The sequence below is a fragment of the Methylobacterium oryzae genome (assembly GCF_021398735.1).
In the GTDB taxonomy this organism is placed as follows: domain Bacteria; phylum Pseudomonadota; class Alphaproteobacteria; order Rhizobiales; family Beijerinckiaceae; genus Methylobacterium.
Genome location: NZ_CP090349.1, coordinates 1,467,635 through 1,484,222, shown reverse-complemented (window position 1 = coordinate 1,484,222; position 16,588 = coordinate 1,467,635). Strand labels below are relative to the sequence as shown.

Here is a 16,588-nt window from a genome sequence, read left to right as displayed (position 1 = left end):
CCGCCCAAATGCGTCTGGGAGGACCTGTTTCATGGCTGTGGCAACCGCGAGTGCGCGGACAGGGGACGCCGCGAGGCCGATGACGTCGGCCGAGAAGCGGGTGATCTTCGCGTCCTCGCTCGGCACCGTGTTCGAGTGGTACGATTTCTATCTCTACGGCTCGCTGGCGGCGATCATCGGCGCGCAATTCTTCTCGGCTTACCCGCCGGCCACGCGCGACATCTTCGCCCTGCTGGCCTTCGCGGCCGGCTTCATCGTCCGCCCGTTCGGCGCCCTCGTGTTCGGCCGCGTCGGCGACCTCGTCGGCCGCAAATACACCTTCCTCGTCACGATCCTGATCATGGGTCTGTCGACCTTCATCGTCGGCATCCTGCCCAACGCGGCGACCATCGGCATCGCGGCCCCGATCATCCTGATCGTCCTGCGCCTCGCCCAGGGCCTCGCGCTCGGTGGCGAGTACGGCGGGGCGGCGACCTACGTGGCCGAGCACGCCCCCAACGGCCGGCGCGGCTTCTACACGAGCTGGATCCAGACGACCGCGACCCTGGGCCTGTTCCTGTCGCTGATGGTGATCCTGGCGACCCGGACCATCACCGGCGAGGCCGCCTTCGCCGAGTGGGGCTGGCGCATCCCGTTCCTGGTCTCGGTGCTGCTGCTCGGCATCTCGGTCTGGATCCGCCTCCAGCTCTCCGAATCGCCGGCCTTCCAGAAGATGAAGGAGGAGGGCAAGACCTCCAAGGCGCCGCTCACCGAGGCGTTCGGCCAGTGGCGGAACGCGAAATTCGCGATCATCGCCCTGTTCGGGCTCGTCGCCGGCCAGGGCGTGGTCTGGTACACGGGCCAGTTCTACGCGCTGTTCTTCCTGCAATCGATCCTGAAGGTCGACGGCTACACGGCCAACCTGCTGATCGCGTGGTCGCTGCTCTTCGGCACCGGCTTCTTCGTGGTCTTCGGCTGGCTGTCCGACAAGATCGGCCGCAAGGTCATCATCCTGGCGGGCTGCGCGATCGCGGCGGCGACGTTCTTCCCGATCTTCAAGGGGATCACCTCGACGGCCAACCCGAAGCTCGAGGCGGCGATCGAGAACGTGAAGGTGACGGTGACGGCCGATCCGGCCGCCTGCGGAACCCTGTTCAACCCGGTCGGGACCCGGGTGTTCACCCAGCCCTGCGACCTCGCCCGCGACTTCCTGTCGAAGTCGTCGGTCCGCTACTCGACCGCCCCCGGCGCGGCCGGCCAGCCCACCACGATCCGGGTCAACGACACCGAGATCCCGTACCCGCAGGGCGGCAACGTCGAGGCCAACAAGGCCACGACCGCCGCGCTGCAGGCCGCGGGCTACCCGAAGGCCGGCGACCCCGAGATCGTCAAGATGTCGAACCCGTTCGACATCTTCCGGCCGCAGGTCGCGCAGGTGATCGGCCTGCTGTTCATCCTCGTGCTCTTCGTCACGATGGTCTACGGCCCGATCGCCGCCATGCTGGTGGAGCTGTTCCCGACCCGGATCCGCTACACCTCGATGTCGCTGCCCTACCATATCGGCAACGGCTGGTTCGGCGGCCTCCTGCCGGCGACCGCCTTCGCCATGGTGGCCCAGACCGGCGACATCTATTTCGGCCTCTGGTACCCGATCGTCATCGCGGTTGCGACAGTGATCATCGGCGTGTTCTTCGTTCCGGAGACCAAGGATCGCGACATCTTCGCCGACACCTGATCGGCGCGAGCCGGCCGGACCGAGGTCCGGCGCGTGTCAGAGACGCCCAGGCAGCTCGCGCTGCCTGGGCGTTCTCGTTCGTACGGCACGACGCGGCCGTCCCCCTTGTGTCGAGCCTGCAACGCGGGGGCGAAATAGCGACCCGTGCGGTTCCTCACGGATTGCGTTTCGTCTGATCCTATACGGATGTGTCAAGTATCGAGGCCCGGCGGAAACAGGCCTCCACCGAACGGATCCGGAGCGTCAATTGTCCTGGTTCAAACTTTTGATGTTGCGAGAGGCGACTTATTGCAACTGCAAGTAATCTGACCGGCGCCCCTGAGCTCATCGAGGGCGCGCCCGTCACCCGAGCCTGGACAAGATTTAACCTGCCGACAATCGGCCCGGTGGAACCCGATGCGGTACGAGCCCGTATCGGCTTTCCCTCCGCACCGGGCTCCTGGGATATCGAACGTGAACACCGTCCTGACACTTCTGCGCAGTCAGCCCGGCACGAAGCCACCGCTTCTCCTTGTGATTACCTGGTCCCTCGTCGCCGCTGGGCTCTGGATCCTGATCAACGGGTACGCCGGACGGCTGGTCTGGTGGTGGTGATGCGCCTCACCGCCCCCGATCGCTCTCGGGATACCCGGTGAGATAGGCGCCGAGGAGATACCCCGCCTGATGCGCGGTGAGATATCCCAACACGATCAGGACGCGCAGCAGGTCGATCCCGTAGACCGACACGAAGATCGTCGTGGCGGTGAACAGGATCACCGACGAGGTCAGGGCGAGGATGATCACCGAGTAGGATCGGCCGAGAAGCCATCCCACGAGAAACAACAGCGCTGCGACCACCATCTCGTCACTCGACCCGGAGCTGTTCCAGGAAGTTCTTCACGCGAGCTTCCGGCGCATTTCCCTGCGATGATGGCGTGCGGCCGAGAAAATTTCAACCCACGGCGCAGACACCGCGCCTATTCGACAAGTTTGGAATATTACACCCGTAATGTTGCACCAAAGATAGTTTTCCCGGACGCCGACCATTCATTGCCGAGCTTGGTCGAGCACCGCGTCTGTTCAAGGCAATGCTGGGCGGAAGCGGCCGCTCGGCAAACAATCGACCCGGCCGATCCGATCGCGGCGTATCGTTAACGCGGCGCGGCGGCGCGAGCGCGGGCGTTCCGGGGCGTCTTGACCGGTGCGGCCGCCCCCGAGGTGGCGCGCCGTCCCGGAGGGCGGGAGACGGCCCGCCGGCTCAGTGCCGGAAGTGGCGGTGCCCCGTCAGGACCATGGCGAGACCGGCCTCGTCGGCCGCCGCGACCACGTCCGCGTCGCGCATCGAGCCGCCGGGCTGGATCACCGCGGTGGCGCCCGCCTCGGCGGCCGCCATGAGGCCGTCCGCGAACGGGAAGAACGCGTCCGACGCCACCACCGAGCCGACCGCGAGGCTCTCGGCCAGCCCGAGACGCTTCGCCCCCTCGGCGGCCTTCCAGGCGGCGATGCGCGAGGAATCGACCCGGGACATCTGGCCCGCGCCGATGCCGACCGTGGCGCCGGCCTTCGCGTACACGATGGCGTTCGACTTCACGTGCTTGGCCACCCGGTAGGCGAACCGGAGATCGGCCAGCTCGGCCTCGGTCGGCGCGCGCTTGGTCACGACCGTGAGCGGCATGTCGTCGACGACCGCCGCGTCCCGGCTCTGGACCAGCAGCCCGCCCGCGAGGGTCCGCACGGTCTCCCCGCCGGCCCGCGGGTCTGGCACGCCGCCGGCCAGCAGCAGGCGCAGGTTCTTCTTGCCGGCCACGATGGCCGCCGCCTCGGGCGTGGCGTCGGGGGCGATGATCACCTCCGTGAAGATCTCGACGATCCGGCGGGCCGCCTCGGCGTCGAGGGTCCGGTTCAGGGCGACGATGCCGCCGAACGCGGAGGTCGGGTCGCAGCTCAGGGCCCGCTCGTAGGCCTCGAGCAGGCTCGCCCCCTCGGCGACGCCGCAGGGGTTGGCGTGCTTGATGATGGCCACGGCGGCGGTCCGGGCCGGGTCGAACTCGGCCACGCACTCGTAGGCGGCGTCCGTGTCGTTGAAGTTATTGTAGGACAGCTCTTTGCCCTGGAGCTGGCGGGCGGTGGCCACGCCCGCCCGGACCTTACCGGGGGCGCGGTAGAAGGCGGCCGACTGGTGGGGGTTCTCGCCGTAGCGCAGTTCCTGGCCCAGGGAACCGCCGAAGGCCCGGAAGCGGGCCGGCGCCTCGGCGCCGAAGCGGCCCGCCATCCAGTTGGCGATGGCGGCATCGTAGGACGCGGTGCGGGCGAAGGCCTTCTGCGCCAGGCTCCGGCGCAGATCCGCGCCGAGTGCGCCGTCCTGCGCCTCGAGGGCGGCGAGGACGCCGGCATAGTCCGAAACGTCGGTGACGACGGCGACGTCCGCGTGGTTCTTGGCCGCCGCGCGGATCATCGCCGGGCCGCCGATATCGATATTCTCGATGCAGTCGGCGTCGGACCGGTCAGCCGCGATGGTCGCCTCGAACGGGTAGAGGTTGACCACGAGGAGATCGATGGCGCCGATGCCGTGGGCGGCGAGCGCGGCCTGGTGCTCCGGGTTGTCGCGGATGGCGAGCAGGCCGCCGTGGACCGCCGGGTGCAGCGTCTTGACCCGGCCGTCCATCATCTCCGGGAACCCCGTCAGGTCGGCGACCTCGGTGACCGGCAGGCCGGCCTCCTGCAGGGTCCGGTGGGTGCCCCCGGTCGAGACCAGCGCGATGCCGCGGGCGTGGAGCGCCCGGGCGAAGTCGACGAGGCCGGTCTTGTCCGAGACCGAGAGGAGCGCGCGGGAGACCCGCACCTGATCGTGCGCCATAGCTTCGTGCCGAAAGTTCGAGATTTTCCGGCGCGGTAGCATGGAAACGGTGAGCCCGGCCAGCCGGCCCTGTCCGGAGACCCGTCAGGGCGCCACGCCGCGCAGGGGCGCGGAGGCCCGACGCTCGAAGTTCCACCGGACTTCCACATCGTCGGATACCCGCAGATGAAGGACGATCTGGTCGGTCCGGCGCGGTCCGGTCAGGCCCGAGAAGTAGACGCTCTCCTCGATGGCGATCTCGGCGTTCTCGGCGCTGAACACCCAGACCTCCCCGAGCGCCGAGGCGAGTTCCAGCCCCTCCGGGACGCTGCGCACCGCGATGCCGGGATGCAGGTGAAAACGGATCGCCACGTCCTGCGGGCGCAGCCGCCGCCCGCGGCTGAGCCCCTTGCCCTGGCGCAGGAAGGCGTCGCGGCCCTCCAGGCGCGCCGTCGCGTGGAAGAGCTGCCAGCGGCGCTCGTGCACGATGCCGAATTCGGGGGCGTAGCCGTTGTGCCGGGCAGCGAGGACGACGCTGTCGGCCTCCTCGGCCCGCTCGGCCGCCACCGCAGATGGACCGCTCAGCACCACGGGCCCGCGCCGACCGATCAGCCAGTCCGCCAGCAGCCGCTCGCCCCACCACCCGGTGCGGGTGAGGAACCGGCAGGATGAGGCGTGGGCCACCGAGGCCGTCGAATGGGCCGGCGTCGAGCGGGCAAGGAGGCGCAGATCCGCGCCGCTGGCCGGCAGGCCGCAATTGACCACGATGCGCTGCGGCCCGCTCGACATCTCGAAGGCGAGGCAGCCCGCACCGGCATTCACCGCGTAGGGCAGCGGCGGGCTGGCACCGACATCGGCGACGATCACCACCCGGCCGCCCTCCAGGCGCTCGTAGCCCGAGTTCGGCGCGTGCATCAGCGGGCGGGCGAGCGCGCCGTCGTAGACCAGCAGGGTCGCGAGATGGTCCGCGTCCGTGGCGCCCATGCCGTTGAAGTGGCTCAGCGAGGCATCCGGGTGGCGGAGCAGTCGCAGCAGCGGCAGCATCCGGTCGACCGCGCGCAGGAGCGCCAGCGGCGGCTCGACGCTGCGGCTCAGGTAGCTCTGCCGCAGCGGCAGGAGGTCGAGGAGCAGCTCCATGGCGTAGCGCGGGTCGCGGGAGCGGTGGCCGCCGTCGGTCAGGATCTGCCGGTCGAGCTCCCGCGTCAGGATGCGGGTCGCCCGGCGCAGGATCGGCTGGATGCCGTCGCAGCACAGGCCGGCGTAGCAGAGCGCCACCGCGGCGTTCAGGCGCCATTGCGGCGGCACACCGCGCCGGAGGTCGCGCTCGAGCTGCTGGGCGTTGCGGCCGATCGCCTTGAGGAAGTTCTGGTAGAAGCCGTGGTCGGCACCCTCCAGAACGAGGGGCGACTGGCACAGGAACGAGATCAGCCGGCGCGCCGCCACCGGCGTCTGGCGGGCGAGCGCCGCGTCGCCGCGGCCGGCGATGAAATCGGCCACGAAGGCGCGGGCATTGGCGCGGGCCAGCGCGGTGTCGGCGGCGCGCAGGTGGCGCAGCCAGCCGAAGCCGTAGAGCTCGTCGGCCCATTCCGGCGACGGTGCCGCGTAGTCGAAGGGCGAGCCGCCGCTCGCCGCGAGCGACCGGCCGGCGAAGACGAACAACCCGGCGTAGATGTCGTCCGCGAAGGTCGCGTCGGAGGTGCGCAGGTCCTGCGGCGCGATCACCAAGCCGGCGACCCGCATCCGGGCGAGGATGTCGGGCGGGGCTGTGACGCTGGCGCCGGCGGCGCGGACCGCGCGCGCGGTCTCGCGCGCGACGAGCCGATAGAAGCGCCAGCGGTCAGGCCCCCAAGCCACGCGATCTCCGAGCTACGCGTTCTGAAGGCCCCAAGGCCTTGAGCCCTCGCGCACGAGGATCGGCTGGCACCCGTTTCGTAAGGCTAGTGGGGGCCTCTTAACCGGCGGTTTACGCTATGTCATGTCCGACGCCGTGAAGGCGAAGGATCGCGGCGGCGCGCCCTCCCGGCGGGTTAGCCCGGCATCAGCGCGGCGTCGAACGCCTTCAGGTTCGACCGCATCAGGTCGAGATACGTCGCGGCCGGGCCGTCCGGCGCCGAGAGCGCGTCGGAATAGACCTTGCCGCCGACGCGGGCGCCGCTCTCGCGGGCGATCTGCTGCATCTGGCGCGGGTCGCTGATGTTCTCGAGGAACACCGCCGGCACGCGCTCCTTCCGGATCTGGCGGATGATCGCGGCCACGTCCCGCGGGCTCGCCTCGCTGTCCGTCGACACGCCCTGCGGCGCGATGAAGCGCAGGCCGTAGGCCGCCGCGAAGTAGCCGAAGGCGTCGTGGGTCGTGATGATCCGCCGCCGCTCCGGGGGGATGCGGGCGATCGCCGCCCGGACGTCCCGCTCCAGCGCGTCGAGCTCGGCGAGGTAGGCGGCCGCCGCCGCCCGGTAGGCGTCGGCATGGGCCGGATCGACCTTGGCGAGGCCGTCCCGGATGTTCGCCACGTAGGTCCGCACGTTGGCGACGTCCTGCCAGGCATGCGGGTCCACGGCGTGGTCGCCGTGTCCGTGTCCGTGGTCGCCGTCCTCGTGGGCGTGCTCGTCCTGCGCGGGGATCGGCTTCACGCCCGCGGAGGCCACCACCACGGGGGCGCGCGTGCCGGAGGCCCGGATCAGCCGGTCGAACCAGCCCTCCAGCCCGAGGCCGTTGACGAACACGATGTCGGCTTCGGCGAGCTTGCGCGCGTCGGCCGGGGACGGGCTCAGGCCGTGCGCGTCGGAGTCCGGACCGACCAGCGTCGCCACCGTCACGTGCGATCCGCCGACCTGCCGGACGAGGTCGCCCAGGATCGAGAAGGTCGCCACCGCCCGCACCGGCCGCTCCTGCGGTGCGGCCGAGACCGGCCCCGCCGACCCGAACCACAGGGACAGGATCGCGAGCGCCGCGATCCGGAATGTTCTCGCCACGCGCCGCACCGCTCCACCTGCCGCAACCCCGTCGCGCCTGCCACTAATGTAACATTGTTACATACACAAGCGGGATACACGGAAGGTGCCCTATGCGCGGCGTTGGGCGCCGCCGCGGGCCGCGGCGACGTCCCGAGCGTGAGACGGAGATTTCCATGACCCGACCTTTGACGGCGGCCATCCTGGTGACCGGGGCGCTCGGCCTCGGGCTCGCCGGCGCGGCGGTCGCGCGCGATCACGGACCTGAGGGCTTCCGCGGGCACGGCCGCTGGAGCGCGCTGACCCCCGAGGACCGCGCGGCCTTCACGGATGCCCGCATCGCCGCCCTGCATGCCGGTCTGAAGCTCAACGCCGACCAGGAGAAGCTGTGGCCGCCGGTGGAGACGGCGATCCGCGACATGGCCAAGCTGCGCCAGCAGCGCCGCGAGGCGATGCGCGACCGGCCGAAATTCAGCGACGACGCCCCGGCGGCGCTGCGGGCGATGGCGGACGCGGCGAGCGCGCGGGGCGACGCCCTGCGCAAGCTCGCCGACGCGTCCCAGCCGCTCTACGCCAGCCTCGACCAGGACCAGAAGCGGCGCGCCATGATCCTCGCCCGACCGATGGGCCCGATGGGCGGTCACGGCATGCGGGGCGGCTGGCACCGGGACCGCGGTGACGATCGCGGCGACGATCACGGGCCGCGCGGCGACGGCCGCTGAGCAAAAGCCTTGATCCGCGGCGGCGGCGGCGGCAAACCGCAGCCGCCGCGCATCCTGCCCCGGGGCGGCACTGATCCGACCCGGTAGGTCTCATGGCGCGCCTTCCCGGCGACACGGCTCCCCTCCTCGCCCGGCTCTGGCGCACGTGGCTGTACCCGCACCGGGCCACCCTGGCGGTGGTGCTGGTGCTGATCGCCCTGGTCGGCGGCTCGACCGGGCTCTACCCGGCGCTGATCAAGGCCGCCTTCGACGCCTTCGACCGCAAGGACGCTGTCGCCATCGCGTACGGACCGCTGGTGGTGATCGTCGTCACGGCCACGCGCGGCTTCGCCCTCTACGGCCAGACGGTGCTGACCAACCGGGTGGTGACCCGGGTCGAGACCGACATGCAGGCGGCGCTCTACGGGCATCTCATCGATTCGGACCTCGCCCAGCTCAACCGCGAGAGCCCGGCGGCGCTCACCCAGCGCTTCACCACCGACTTCGCCTTCATCAAGGAGGCGCTGACCCGCATCTCGACGGTCCTGCTCCGAGACATCGCGATGCTGATCGGGCTCGTGGCGGCGCTGATCTGGATGGATCCGGTGCTGACCCTCGTGGCCGGCGTCACGGTCCCGTTCGTGGCGGGACCGATCGGGCGGATCGGCCGGAAGCTCCGGCGGGTCTCGACCTCGACCCAGGAACAGATGGGCGCCACCGCCAGCCTGATCTCCGAGAGCCTGCAGGGGGCCCGGGTCGCCAAGGCCTACGCGATGGAGACATACCTCAAGGGCCGCGCCGCCGAGGCCCTCGACGAGGTGCGGCGCCTCAAGATGAAGGCCGCCAATGCCCGCGGCCGCCTCGACCCGCTGCTGGAGATCGGCGGCGGCATCGCGGTGGCGGGCGTCCTGGTGCTGGTCGGCCAGCGGGTCCTGGCCGGCGAGAAGACCGTCGGCGACTTCACCGGCTACGTGGCGGCCCTGCTCCTCGCCGCCCAGCCGGCCCGGGCGCTGGGCAACCTCAACGCCATCCTGCAGGAGGCCGCCGCCGCGCTGCGGCGCTACTTCGACGTCATGGACGAGAGTGCCACGATCCGCGAGGCGCCGGAGGCCCGGCCGCTGGCGGTGACCGGCGGCGCGATCCGCTTCGCCGACGTCCGGTTCCGCTACCGGCCGGACGCGCCGGCGCTGGAGGGCATCGACCTCGGGGTCCCGGCCGGATCGGTGACGGCGCTCGTCGGGCGCTCGGGCTCGGGCAAGTCCTCGCTGCTCAACCTCGTTCCGCGCCTCTACGACGTCACCGGCGGCGCCGTGACCATCGACGGCCAGGATGTCCGGGACGTGACGCTGGCTTCCCTGCGCGCCGCGGTGGCGGTCGTCTCGCAGGAGGTCGTGCTGTTCGACGACACGATCGCCGCCAATATCGGCTTCGGCCGACCCGGGGCGACGCCCGCGGAGATCGAGGCGGCGGCCGAGGCCGCCGCGGCCCACACCTTCGTCTCGGCCCTCCCGGAAGGCTACGGGTTCCGGGTCGGCCCGGGCGGCGGCCGGCTCTCGGGCGGCGAGCGGCAGCGGGTGGCGCTGGCCCGCGCCTTCCTCAAGGACGCGCCGATCCTGCTCCTCGACGAGGCGACCTCGGCCCTCGATTCCGAATCGGAGCGGCTCGTCCAGGAGGCGCTGACCCGGCTGATGCGCGGCCGCACCACCCTGGTGATCGCCCACCGGCTCTCGACCGTGCGCGACGCCGATCAGATCGCCGTGATGGAGGCGGGCCGTGTGATCGAGACCGGGCGCCACGACGACCTGCTCGCCGCCGGCGGCGCCTACGCGCGCCTGCACCGTCTGCAGCTGTCGGAGCCCGCGACCGCCGAGTGAGGCGCCGAGTGACTCGCCGAGTGACTCGCATGTGCGGCGACGCCGTCATGCGCCGGCTCCGTAGATTCGCGCGCCGGAGCGCGCCATAAGGGCCTCAGTCGATGAGGACCACACCGTGAGCGACCTGACGTTCGAGATCCAAAGTCATCCGGCCCCGCGGACCGCCGAGGAGCGGGCCGCGCTGATGGCGAATCCTGGCTTCGGCAAGGTGTTCACAGACCACATGGTGGTGGCGCGCTACACCGCCGGCCGCGGCTGGCACGACGCGCGGATTCAGGCGCGCGAGGCCATCCCCCTCGATCCCGCCGCCGCGGTGCTGCACTACGCGCAGGAGATCTTCGAGGGCCTGAAGGCCTACCGTACCGCGGACGGCGGCGCCGCCCTGTTCCGGCCGGAGGCCAACGCCCTGCGCTTCCGCCGCTCCGCCGAGCGGATGGCGATGGCGCCCTTCCCGGAGGACGCCTTCGTCGAGGCGATGCGCAGGCTCGTCGAGATCGACCGCGCCTGGATCCCCGACACGCCGGACGGCAGCCTCTACCTGCGCCCGTTCATGATCGCCAGCGAGGCCTTCCTCGGGGTCAAGCCGGCCTCGGAATACCTGTTCGTGACGATCGCCTCGGCCGTCGGCTCCTACTTCAAGGATCCGACCGGCACCGTGACGGTGTGGGTCTCGGAGCACTTCACCCGCGCGGCCCCGGGCGGCACGGGCGCGGCCAAGTGCGGCGGCAACTACGCGGCGAGCCTCGCGGCGCAGTCGGAGGCGGCGTCCCAGGGCTGCGAGCAGGTGGTGTTCCTCGACGCGGCCGAGCGCCGCTACGTCGAGGAGCTCGGCGGCATGAACGTCTTCTTCGTCTTCGAGGACGGCACGCTGGTGACGCCGCCGCTCTCGGACAGCATCCTGCCCGGCATCACCCGCGACTCGGTGATCACGCTGGCGCGGGAGGCGGGCCTGACCGTGAAGGAGGAGCCCTACACGATCGACGCGTGGCGCGCCGACGTGCGGGAGGGGCGCCTGACCGAGGCCTTCGCCTGCGGTACCGCCGCGGTGATCACGCCGATCGGCACCGTGAAGGGCCGGGAGGAGAGCTTCACCATCGGGAACGGCAAGGCCGGCCCCGTGGCCCAGCGGCTGCGGAGCCTGCTGGTGGACATCCAGCGGGGCAATTCCAATGACGCCCACGGCTGGTTCCAGAAGATCTTCTGAGAACCGGCGTCCGCCCGCGGCCGTGTGGTCGGGGTCGGGACTGCCGGGTTCGCCGCGAGGACCGGGCAGGCGTCTGCCCGGTCCACGCCCTCGTCCCGAGGTCGCGGCGGGCGTTGCGGACGTTTCGGGCGGTCTTCAGCGGGGCGCGCGGTGACGGATACGGCTGCCGCGCGCGTGACGGACGCGTCGGTCCACTCTCCCGAGCCGCCCATCGGCCCCTGGAACCCGGTCGTCCGGTCCGATCTGCCGTCCGCCTTCCTGCCCCTCGTGACCGTCTACCGGCCGGAGCACGTCGAGACGCCGCTCCGCGACGCCCTGGACCTGAGCGACCTCTGCGGGCTGCCCGCCCGCCAGCTCACCCGGTTCCGGGCCGGGCGCCTCGTCGTCCACGAGGTCCTGATCCGGGTGATGTCGGATCTCTCCGTGCCGGTGGGCGAAGTCTACGCCGATCTCGGCGTGAACTTCCGCGCCATCGTCGCGACCATCCTGCGCGAGGGCATCGAGCCCCGCCTCGCCGAGGTCGAGTCCGCCCTCGACCGAATCCGCGCCGAGGCCGACGCGGTGCTCGCCCGCGAGATCGCCGCCATCCTGCAGGAGAGACCTCCCCCGCCGCCGCCAGAGCCGCGCTGGCTCGACCGCCTGCTCGGGCGCCGCCCGCCGACGGTCCAGGCGCCGCGCGAGGATCTCGCGACCCGGGCCCTGCGCCATCTCGAGAGCTGGCAGCGACGCGCTGCCGAAGCCGGCGACGCCCTGGAGATGGCCGCCTGCGAGGCCCTGCGCGCCGTGGTGTCGGGCCTCATCGCGCGGCAGAATGCGGTCATCCGCGACGCCGCGCTGCTGCGGACCATCGCGGGGACGCTGGTCTCGAACGGCTACGGCAGCCGGCGCGTCGGCGAGCAGATCGAGCCCTGGATCGACGCCGTCGTCGAGGCGCAGCGCTACCGGCGGCTGGCGCCGCAGGATCATCCGGTGGTGATGAACGTGAAGGGCGCCTCGGCGTCCGGAAAGAGCACGATCCGCCCCTACCAGCTCGGCCTCGCCAGGCGGCTGGGCATGGCGTGGTCGGACTTCGCGGTGATCACCCCCGACGTCTGGCGCAAGTACCTCCTCGACTACGACAGCCTGGGCGAAGCTTCGCGGTACGCCGGGACGCTGACCGGCTACGAGGTCGAGATCATCGACATGAAGCTCGACCGCTACGTCACCCGCAAGGCGGCGGAGCGGCGGATCTCGAACCTGCTGATCGACCGGTTCCGGTTCGACAGCTTCCAGGCCGACGCGGGCTCGGACGGCGGCGGCCAGTTGCTCACCCGGTTCGGCGACCGCGTCTACATGCAGTTCATGGTCACGCCTCCGGCCGACACCGTGGAGCGCGCCTGGAAGCGCGGCGAGCTGTTCGGCCGCTACAAGGCCGTCGAGGACCTGCTGGCCCACAACGTCGAGGCCTATACCGGCATGCCGCGCCTGTTCTTCAACTGGGCGCTTGCACGAGACAAGCAGGTGGTCTGCGAGTTCCTCGATAACAGCGTGCCGCTGGGCGAGCGCCCGCGCACCATCGCGTTCTGGGCGGACGGAACTCTCAACATCCTCGACGTGAAGGGGCTGATCGACATCGACCGCTTCCGCAAGGTCGACATCTTCGCCCCCGGGCCCGACGCGGTGTTCGACGGCGCCGACCTCTCGGCCTCCGCCAACACCAGCTTCCTGCGCGAATGCCTGCGCCGGATGGCGGTCGTCCGCTTCGTTCAGGCCGAGACCGGCCGGGCCTTCATGCGTCTCGACCGCGGTCGGATCACGGCGCTGGATCCGGGAACCCTGGCGGCGGTGAAGTCGGGGCCCGATTGGGAGGCCGCCTGCGCCCTCATCGGCTTCCCGGCCGACCCGGCCTCGATCCCCGCCCTCGACGAGATTCTGAGCCCCGCGGAGGCACCGACGCTCGGTGCCTGGGGACCGATTCCTCCGGCCGGGCAAACGGAATAATATCGCCGTCCTGACACTTCACCCGGTCCGTCTCACCCTGGTATATTGCATACCTAGAACGGATGTGCATGATCGTCGGGGCACGAGAGACGCCGCCAGAGCAAGGCCGCGCCGCCCAAGAGAGAGGCTCAGGGATGGAACGCCAGGATTCGCCTTCGGCGAAATGGTGGCAGCTCGCCTTCGGCGTGATCTGCATGGCCATGATCGCCAACCTTCAATACGGTTGGACCCTGTTCGTGGACCCGATCGACCAGCGCTACCATTGGGGCCGCGCGGCGATCCAGCTCGCGTTCACGCTGTTCGTCGCCACGGAGACCTGGCTGGTGCCGGTCGAAGCGTGGTTCGTCGACCGCTACGGTCCGAAGATCGTCGTCGCCTTCGGCGGCGTGATGATCGCCCTCGCCTGGACCATCAACGCCTACGCCGACAGCCTGGCGATGCTCTATCTCGGCGCCGTCGTCGCCGGCATCGGTGCGGGCTCGGTCTACGGCACCTGCGTGGGCAACGCGCTCAAGTGGTTCCCGGATCGCCGCGGCCTCGCCGCCGGCGCCACCGCGGCCGGCTTCGGCGCGGGTGCCGCCATCACGGTGGTGCCGATCGCCCGCATGATCGCGTCGAGCGGCTACCAGGACGCGTTCCTGTACTTCGGCATCGGCCAGGGCGCCGTGGTGCTGGCCCTCGCCTTCCTGCTGCGCAAGCCGTCGACCAACACGCCGGTCCAGCGCAAGAAGACCCGCCTGCCGCAGACCAAGGTCGACCGCAGCCCCCGCGAGGCGGTGCGCACCCCGGTCTTCTGGGTCATGTACGTGATGTTCGTGATGGTCGCCTCCGGCGGCCTGATGGCGGCGGCGCAGATCGCCCCGATCGCCCACGACTTCCAGGTGGCCGGCGTGCCGGTGAGCCTGTTCGGCCTGCAGATGGCGGCGCTGACGCTGGCGATCTCGCTCGACCGGGTCTTCGACGGGTTCGGCCGGCCGTTCTTCGGCTACGTCTCCGACAACATCGGCCGCGAGAACACGATGTTCATCGCCTTCTCGACGGCGGCGCTCGCGGTGATCGTGCTGCTGACCTACGGTCACGTCCCGATGGTCTTCGTCCTGGCCACCGCGGTGTATTTCGGGGTCTTCGGCGAGATCTACTCGCTGTTCCCGGCGACCTGCGGCGACACGTTCGGCTCCAAGTACGCCGCCAGCAACGCCGGTCTGCTCTACACCGCCAAGGGCACCGCGGCCTTCCTCGTCCCCTTCGCCAGCATCCTGTCGGCGGCCTACGGCTGGTCGGCGGTGTTCACGCTGATCATCGTCCTCAACGTGACGGCGGCGGCGCTGGCGATGTTCGTCTTGCGCCCGATGCGGGCCCGTTACCTCGCCTCGGAGGACCAGCCCGCGGCGCTCGGCGCCCAGCCGATCCGGGCGGCCTGATAGGCCCCCCGCCCCACGACGTCGCGCAAGCGACGCCCGACCTTCGCGGATCTCCCGCCCTCCCCCTCCTCGGGAGTGTGGGGGATCCTCCAGCTAGCCGGCGCCGAGAGCCGCCCGTACAAACCGATCCTCCGGGAGATACCGTGATGACCGCAGTCGCCAAGATCGTCCACACCACCCCCGAGGTCGAGGCCGAGCCCGATCTGACCGACGGCTTCCACCTCGTCATCGACGCGCTCAAGCTGAACGGCATCGACACCATCTACGGTGTCCCGGGCATCCCGATCACCGATCTCGGGCGCATGGCCCAGGCCGAGGGGATGCGGGTGATCTCGTTCCGCCACGAGCAGCACGCCGGCAACGCCGCGGCGATCGCGGGCTTCCTCACCCAGAAGCCGGGCATCTGCCTCACCGTCTCGGCGCCGGGCTTCCTCAACGGCCTGACCGCCCTCGCCAACGCCACCACCAACTGCTTCCCGATGATCCTGATCTCGGGCTCCTCCGAGCGCGAGATCGTCGACCTGCAGCAGGGCGACTACGAGGAGATGGACCAGCTCGCCATCGCCAAGCCCCTGTGCAAGGCGGCCTTCCGGGTGCTGCACGCCGCCGATATCGGCATCGGCGTCGCCCGCGCCATCCGCGCGGCCTGCTCGGGCCGGCCGGGCGGCGTCTACCTCGACCTGCCCGCCAAGCTGTTCTCCCAGGTGATGGACGCCGAGGCCGGCCAGAAGTCGCTGGTCAAGGTGATCGATCCGGCGCCTGCCCAGCACCCCGCCCCCGAGGCGATCGCCCGGGCGCTCGAGGTCCTGAAATCCGCCAAGCGGCCGCTGATCGTGCTCGGCAAGGGCGCCGCCTACGCCCAGGCCGATGACGCCATCCGCGCCCTCGTGGAGACCAGCGGCATCCCCTACGTGCCGATGAGCATGGCCAAGGGCCTCCTGCCCGACACCCACCCGCTCTCGGCCGGCGCGGCGCGCTCGACGGCGCTGAAGGACTCGGACGTGGTGCTGCTGGTCGGCGCCCGGCTGAACTGGCTGCTGTCGCACGGCAAGGGCAAGAGCTGGGGCGAGCCGGGCTCGACCAAGTTCATCCAGATCGACATCGAGCCCCGCGAGATGGACTCGAACGTCGAGATCATGGCGCCGGTGGTCGGCGACATCGCCTCCTGCGTGCAGGCGCTGCTCGACGGCATGGGCCAGGGCTGGCAGCAGCCCCCGTCCGACTGGATCGAGACGCTCAAGTCGAAGCGCGAGGCGAACGTCGCCAAGATGGCGCCGAAGCTCATGAGCAACGCCTCGCCCATGAACTTCCACGCGGCGCTCGGCGCGCTGCGCACCATCGTCAAGGAGCGGCCGGACGCGATCCTCGTCAACGAGGGCGCCAACACCCTCGACCTCGCCCGCGGCATCATCGACATGTACCAGCCGCGCAAGCGCCTGGACGTCGGCACCTGGGGCATCATGGGCATCGGCATGGGCTTCGCCGTCGCGGCCGCCGTCGAGACCGGCAAGCCAGTGCTCTGCGTCGAGGGTGACAGCGCCTTCGGCTTCTCCGGCATGGAGGTCGAGACGATCTGCCGGTACGGCCTGCCGGTCTGCATCGTGGTGTTCAACAACAACGGCATCTACCGCGGCACCGACACGGATCCGACCGGCCGCGACCCGGCCACCACCGTGTTCGTGCCGGATTCCCGCTACGACAAGATGATGGAGGCCTTCGGCGGCGTCGGCTACCACGTCACCACGCCGGACGAGCTGACCCGCGCGGTCAACGAGGCGATGAACTCGGGCCGCCCGGCCCTCGTCAACGCCGTCATCGACCCGGCGGCCGGCAGCGAGAGCGGCAACATCGGCAGCCTCAACCCGCAGAGCGGGATCAAGAAGAAGAAGTGAGGGCGAGCCCCTCGCGAGATCTCTGATCCCACACCA

Annotated in this window: 11 protein-coding genes; 7 read left to right on the top strand and 4 right to left on the bottom strand. The window is 70.7% G+C overall.

Annotated features, from left to right (window positions below):
* The first annotated feature begins 79 nt into the window (after window positions 1-79).
* Complete coding sequence (locus tag LXM90_RS07085; RefSeq protein WP_020092885.1) at window positions 80-1,714, top strand: MFS transporter; 1,635 nt, start codon at window positions 80-82, stop codon at window positions 1,712-1,714.
* 600 nt (window positions 1,715-2,314) lie between these two features.
* Here LXM90_RS07085 and LXM90_RS07080 read toward each other — a convergent pair.
* From LXM90_RS07080 to LXM90_RS07065, 4 genes are all read right to left on the bottom strand, one after another.
* Complete coding sequence (locus LXM90_RS07080; RefSeq protein ID WP_020092886.1) at window positions 2,315-2,554, bottom strand: hypothetical protein; 240 nt, start codon at window positions 2,552-2,554, stop codon at window positions 2,315-2,317.
* Between the two features lie 397 nt (window positions 2,555-2,951).
* A complete protein-coding gene (gene purH / locus LXM90_RS07075) occupies window positions 2,952-4,550 on the bottom strand; it encodes a bifunctional phosphoribosylaminoimidazolecarboxamide formyltransferase/IMP cyclohydrolase (RefSeq protein WP_020092887.1) in 1,599 nt (532 codons plus the stop codon).
* Window positions 4,551-4,634: 84 nt separating this feature from the next.
* A complete protein-coding gene (locus LXM90_RS07070) occupies window positions 4,635-6,383 on the bottom strand; it encodes a heparinase II/III family protein (RefSeq protein ID WP_020092888.1) in 1,749 nt (582 codons plus the stop codon).
* A gap of 173 nt (window positions 6,384-6,556) precedes the next feature.
* On the bottom strand, window positions 6,557-7,501 hold the full coding sequence (locus LXM90_RS07065) for a metal ABC transporter solute-binding protein, Zn/Mn family (protein ID WP_234082167.1): 945 nt from the start codon (window positions 7,499-7,501) through the stop codon (window positions 6,557-6,559).
* 155 nt (window positions 7,502-7,656) lie between these two features.
* Here LXM90_RS07065 and LXM90_RS07060 point away from each other — a divergent pair, with 155 nt between their 5' ends.
* The 6 genes from LXM90_RS07060 (at window position 7,657) to oxc (ending at window position 16,552) form a co-directional block, all read left to right on the top strand.
* Window positions 7,657-8,202 carry a Spy/CpxP family protein refolding chaperone gene (locus LXM90_RS07060; RefSeq protein WP_042673169.1) on the top strand — a complete coding sequence of 182 codons (546 nt, stop codon included), beginning with the start codon at window positions 7,657-7,659 and terminating at the stop codon, window positions 8,200-8,202.
* Window positions 8,203-8,294: 92 nt separating this feature from the next.
* Window positions 8,295-10,055, top strand: a complete 1,761-nt coding sequence (locus LXM90_RS07055) for an ABC transporter ATP-binding protein (protein WP_234082164.1) — start codon at window positions 8,295-8,297, stop codon at window positions 10,053-10,055.
* 115 nt (window positions 10,056-10,170) lie between these two features.
* Window positions 10,171-11,259 carry a branched-chain amino acid aminotransferase gene (locus tag LXM90_RS07050; RefSeq protein ID WP_020092892.1) on the top strand — a complete coding sequence of 363 codons (1,089 nt, stop codon included), beginning with the start codon at window positions 10,171-10,173 and terminating at the stop codon, window positions 11,257-11,259.
* 174 nt (window positions 11,260-11,433) lie between these two features.
* Window positions 11,434-13,239 (top strand): zeta toxin family protein, encoded by a 1,806-nt coding sequence (locus LXM90_RS07045; protein WP_234082961.1) that lies wholly within the window; start codon window positions 11,434-11,436, stop codon window positions 13,237-13,239.
* A gap of 134 nt (window positions 13,240-13,373) precedes the next feature.
* A complete protein-coding gene (gene oxlT, locus LXM90_RS07040) occupies window positions 13,374-14,660 on the top strand; it encodes an oxalate/formate MFS antiporter (protein WP_020092894.1) in 1,287 nt (428 codons plus the stop codon).
* A gap of 146 nt (window positions 14,661-14,806) precedes the next feature.
* Window positions 14,807-16,552 (top strand): oxalyl-CoA decarboxylase, encoded by a 1,746-nt coding sequence (oxc, locus tag LXM90_RS07035; RefSeq protein WP_020092895.1) that lies wholly within the window; start codon window positions 14,807-14,809, stop codon window positions 16,550-16,552.
* The last annotated feature ends 36 nt before the right edge of the window (window positions 16,553-16,588 follow it).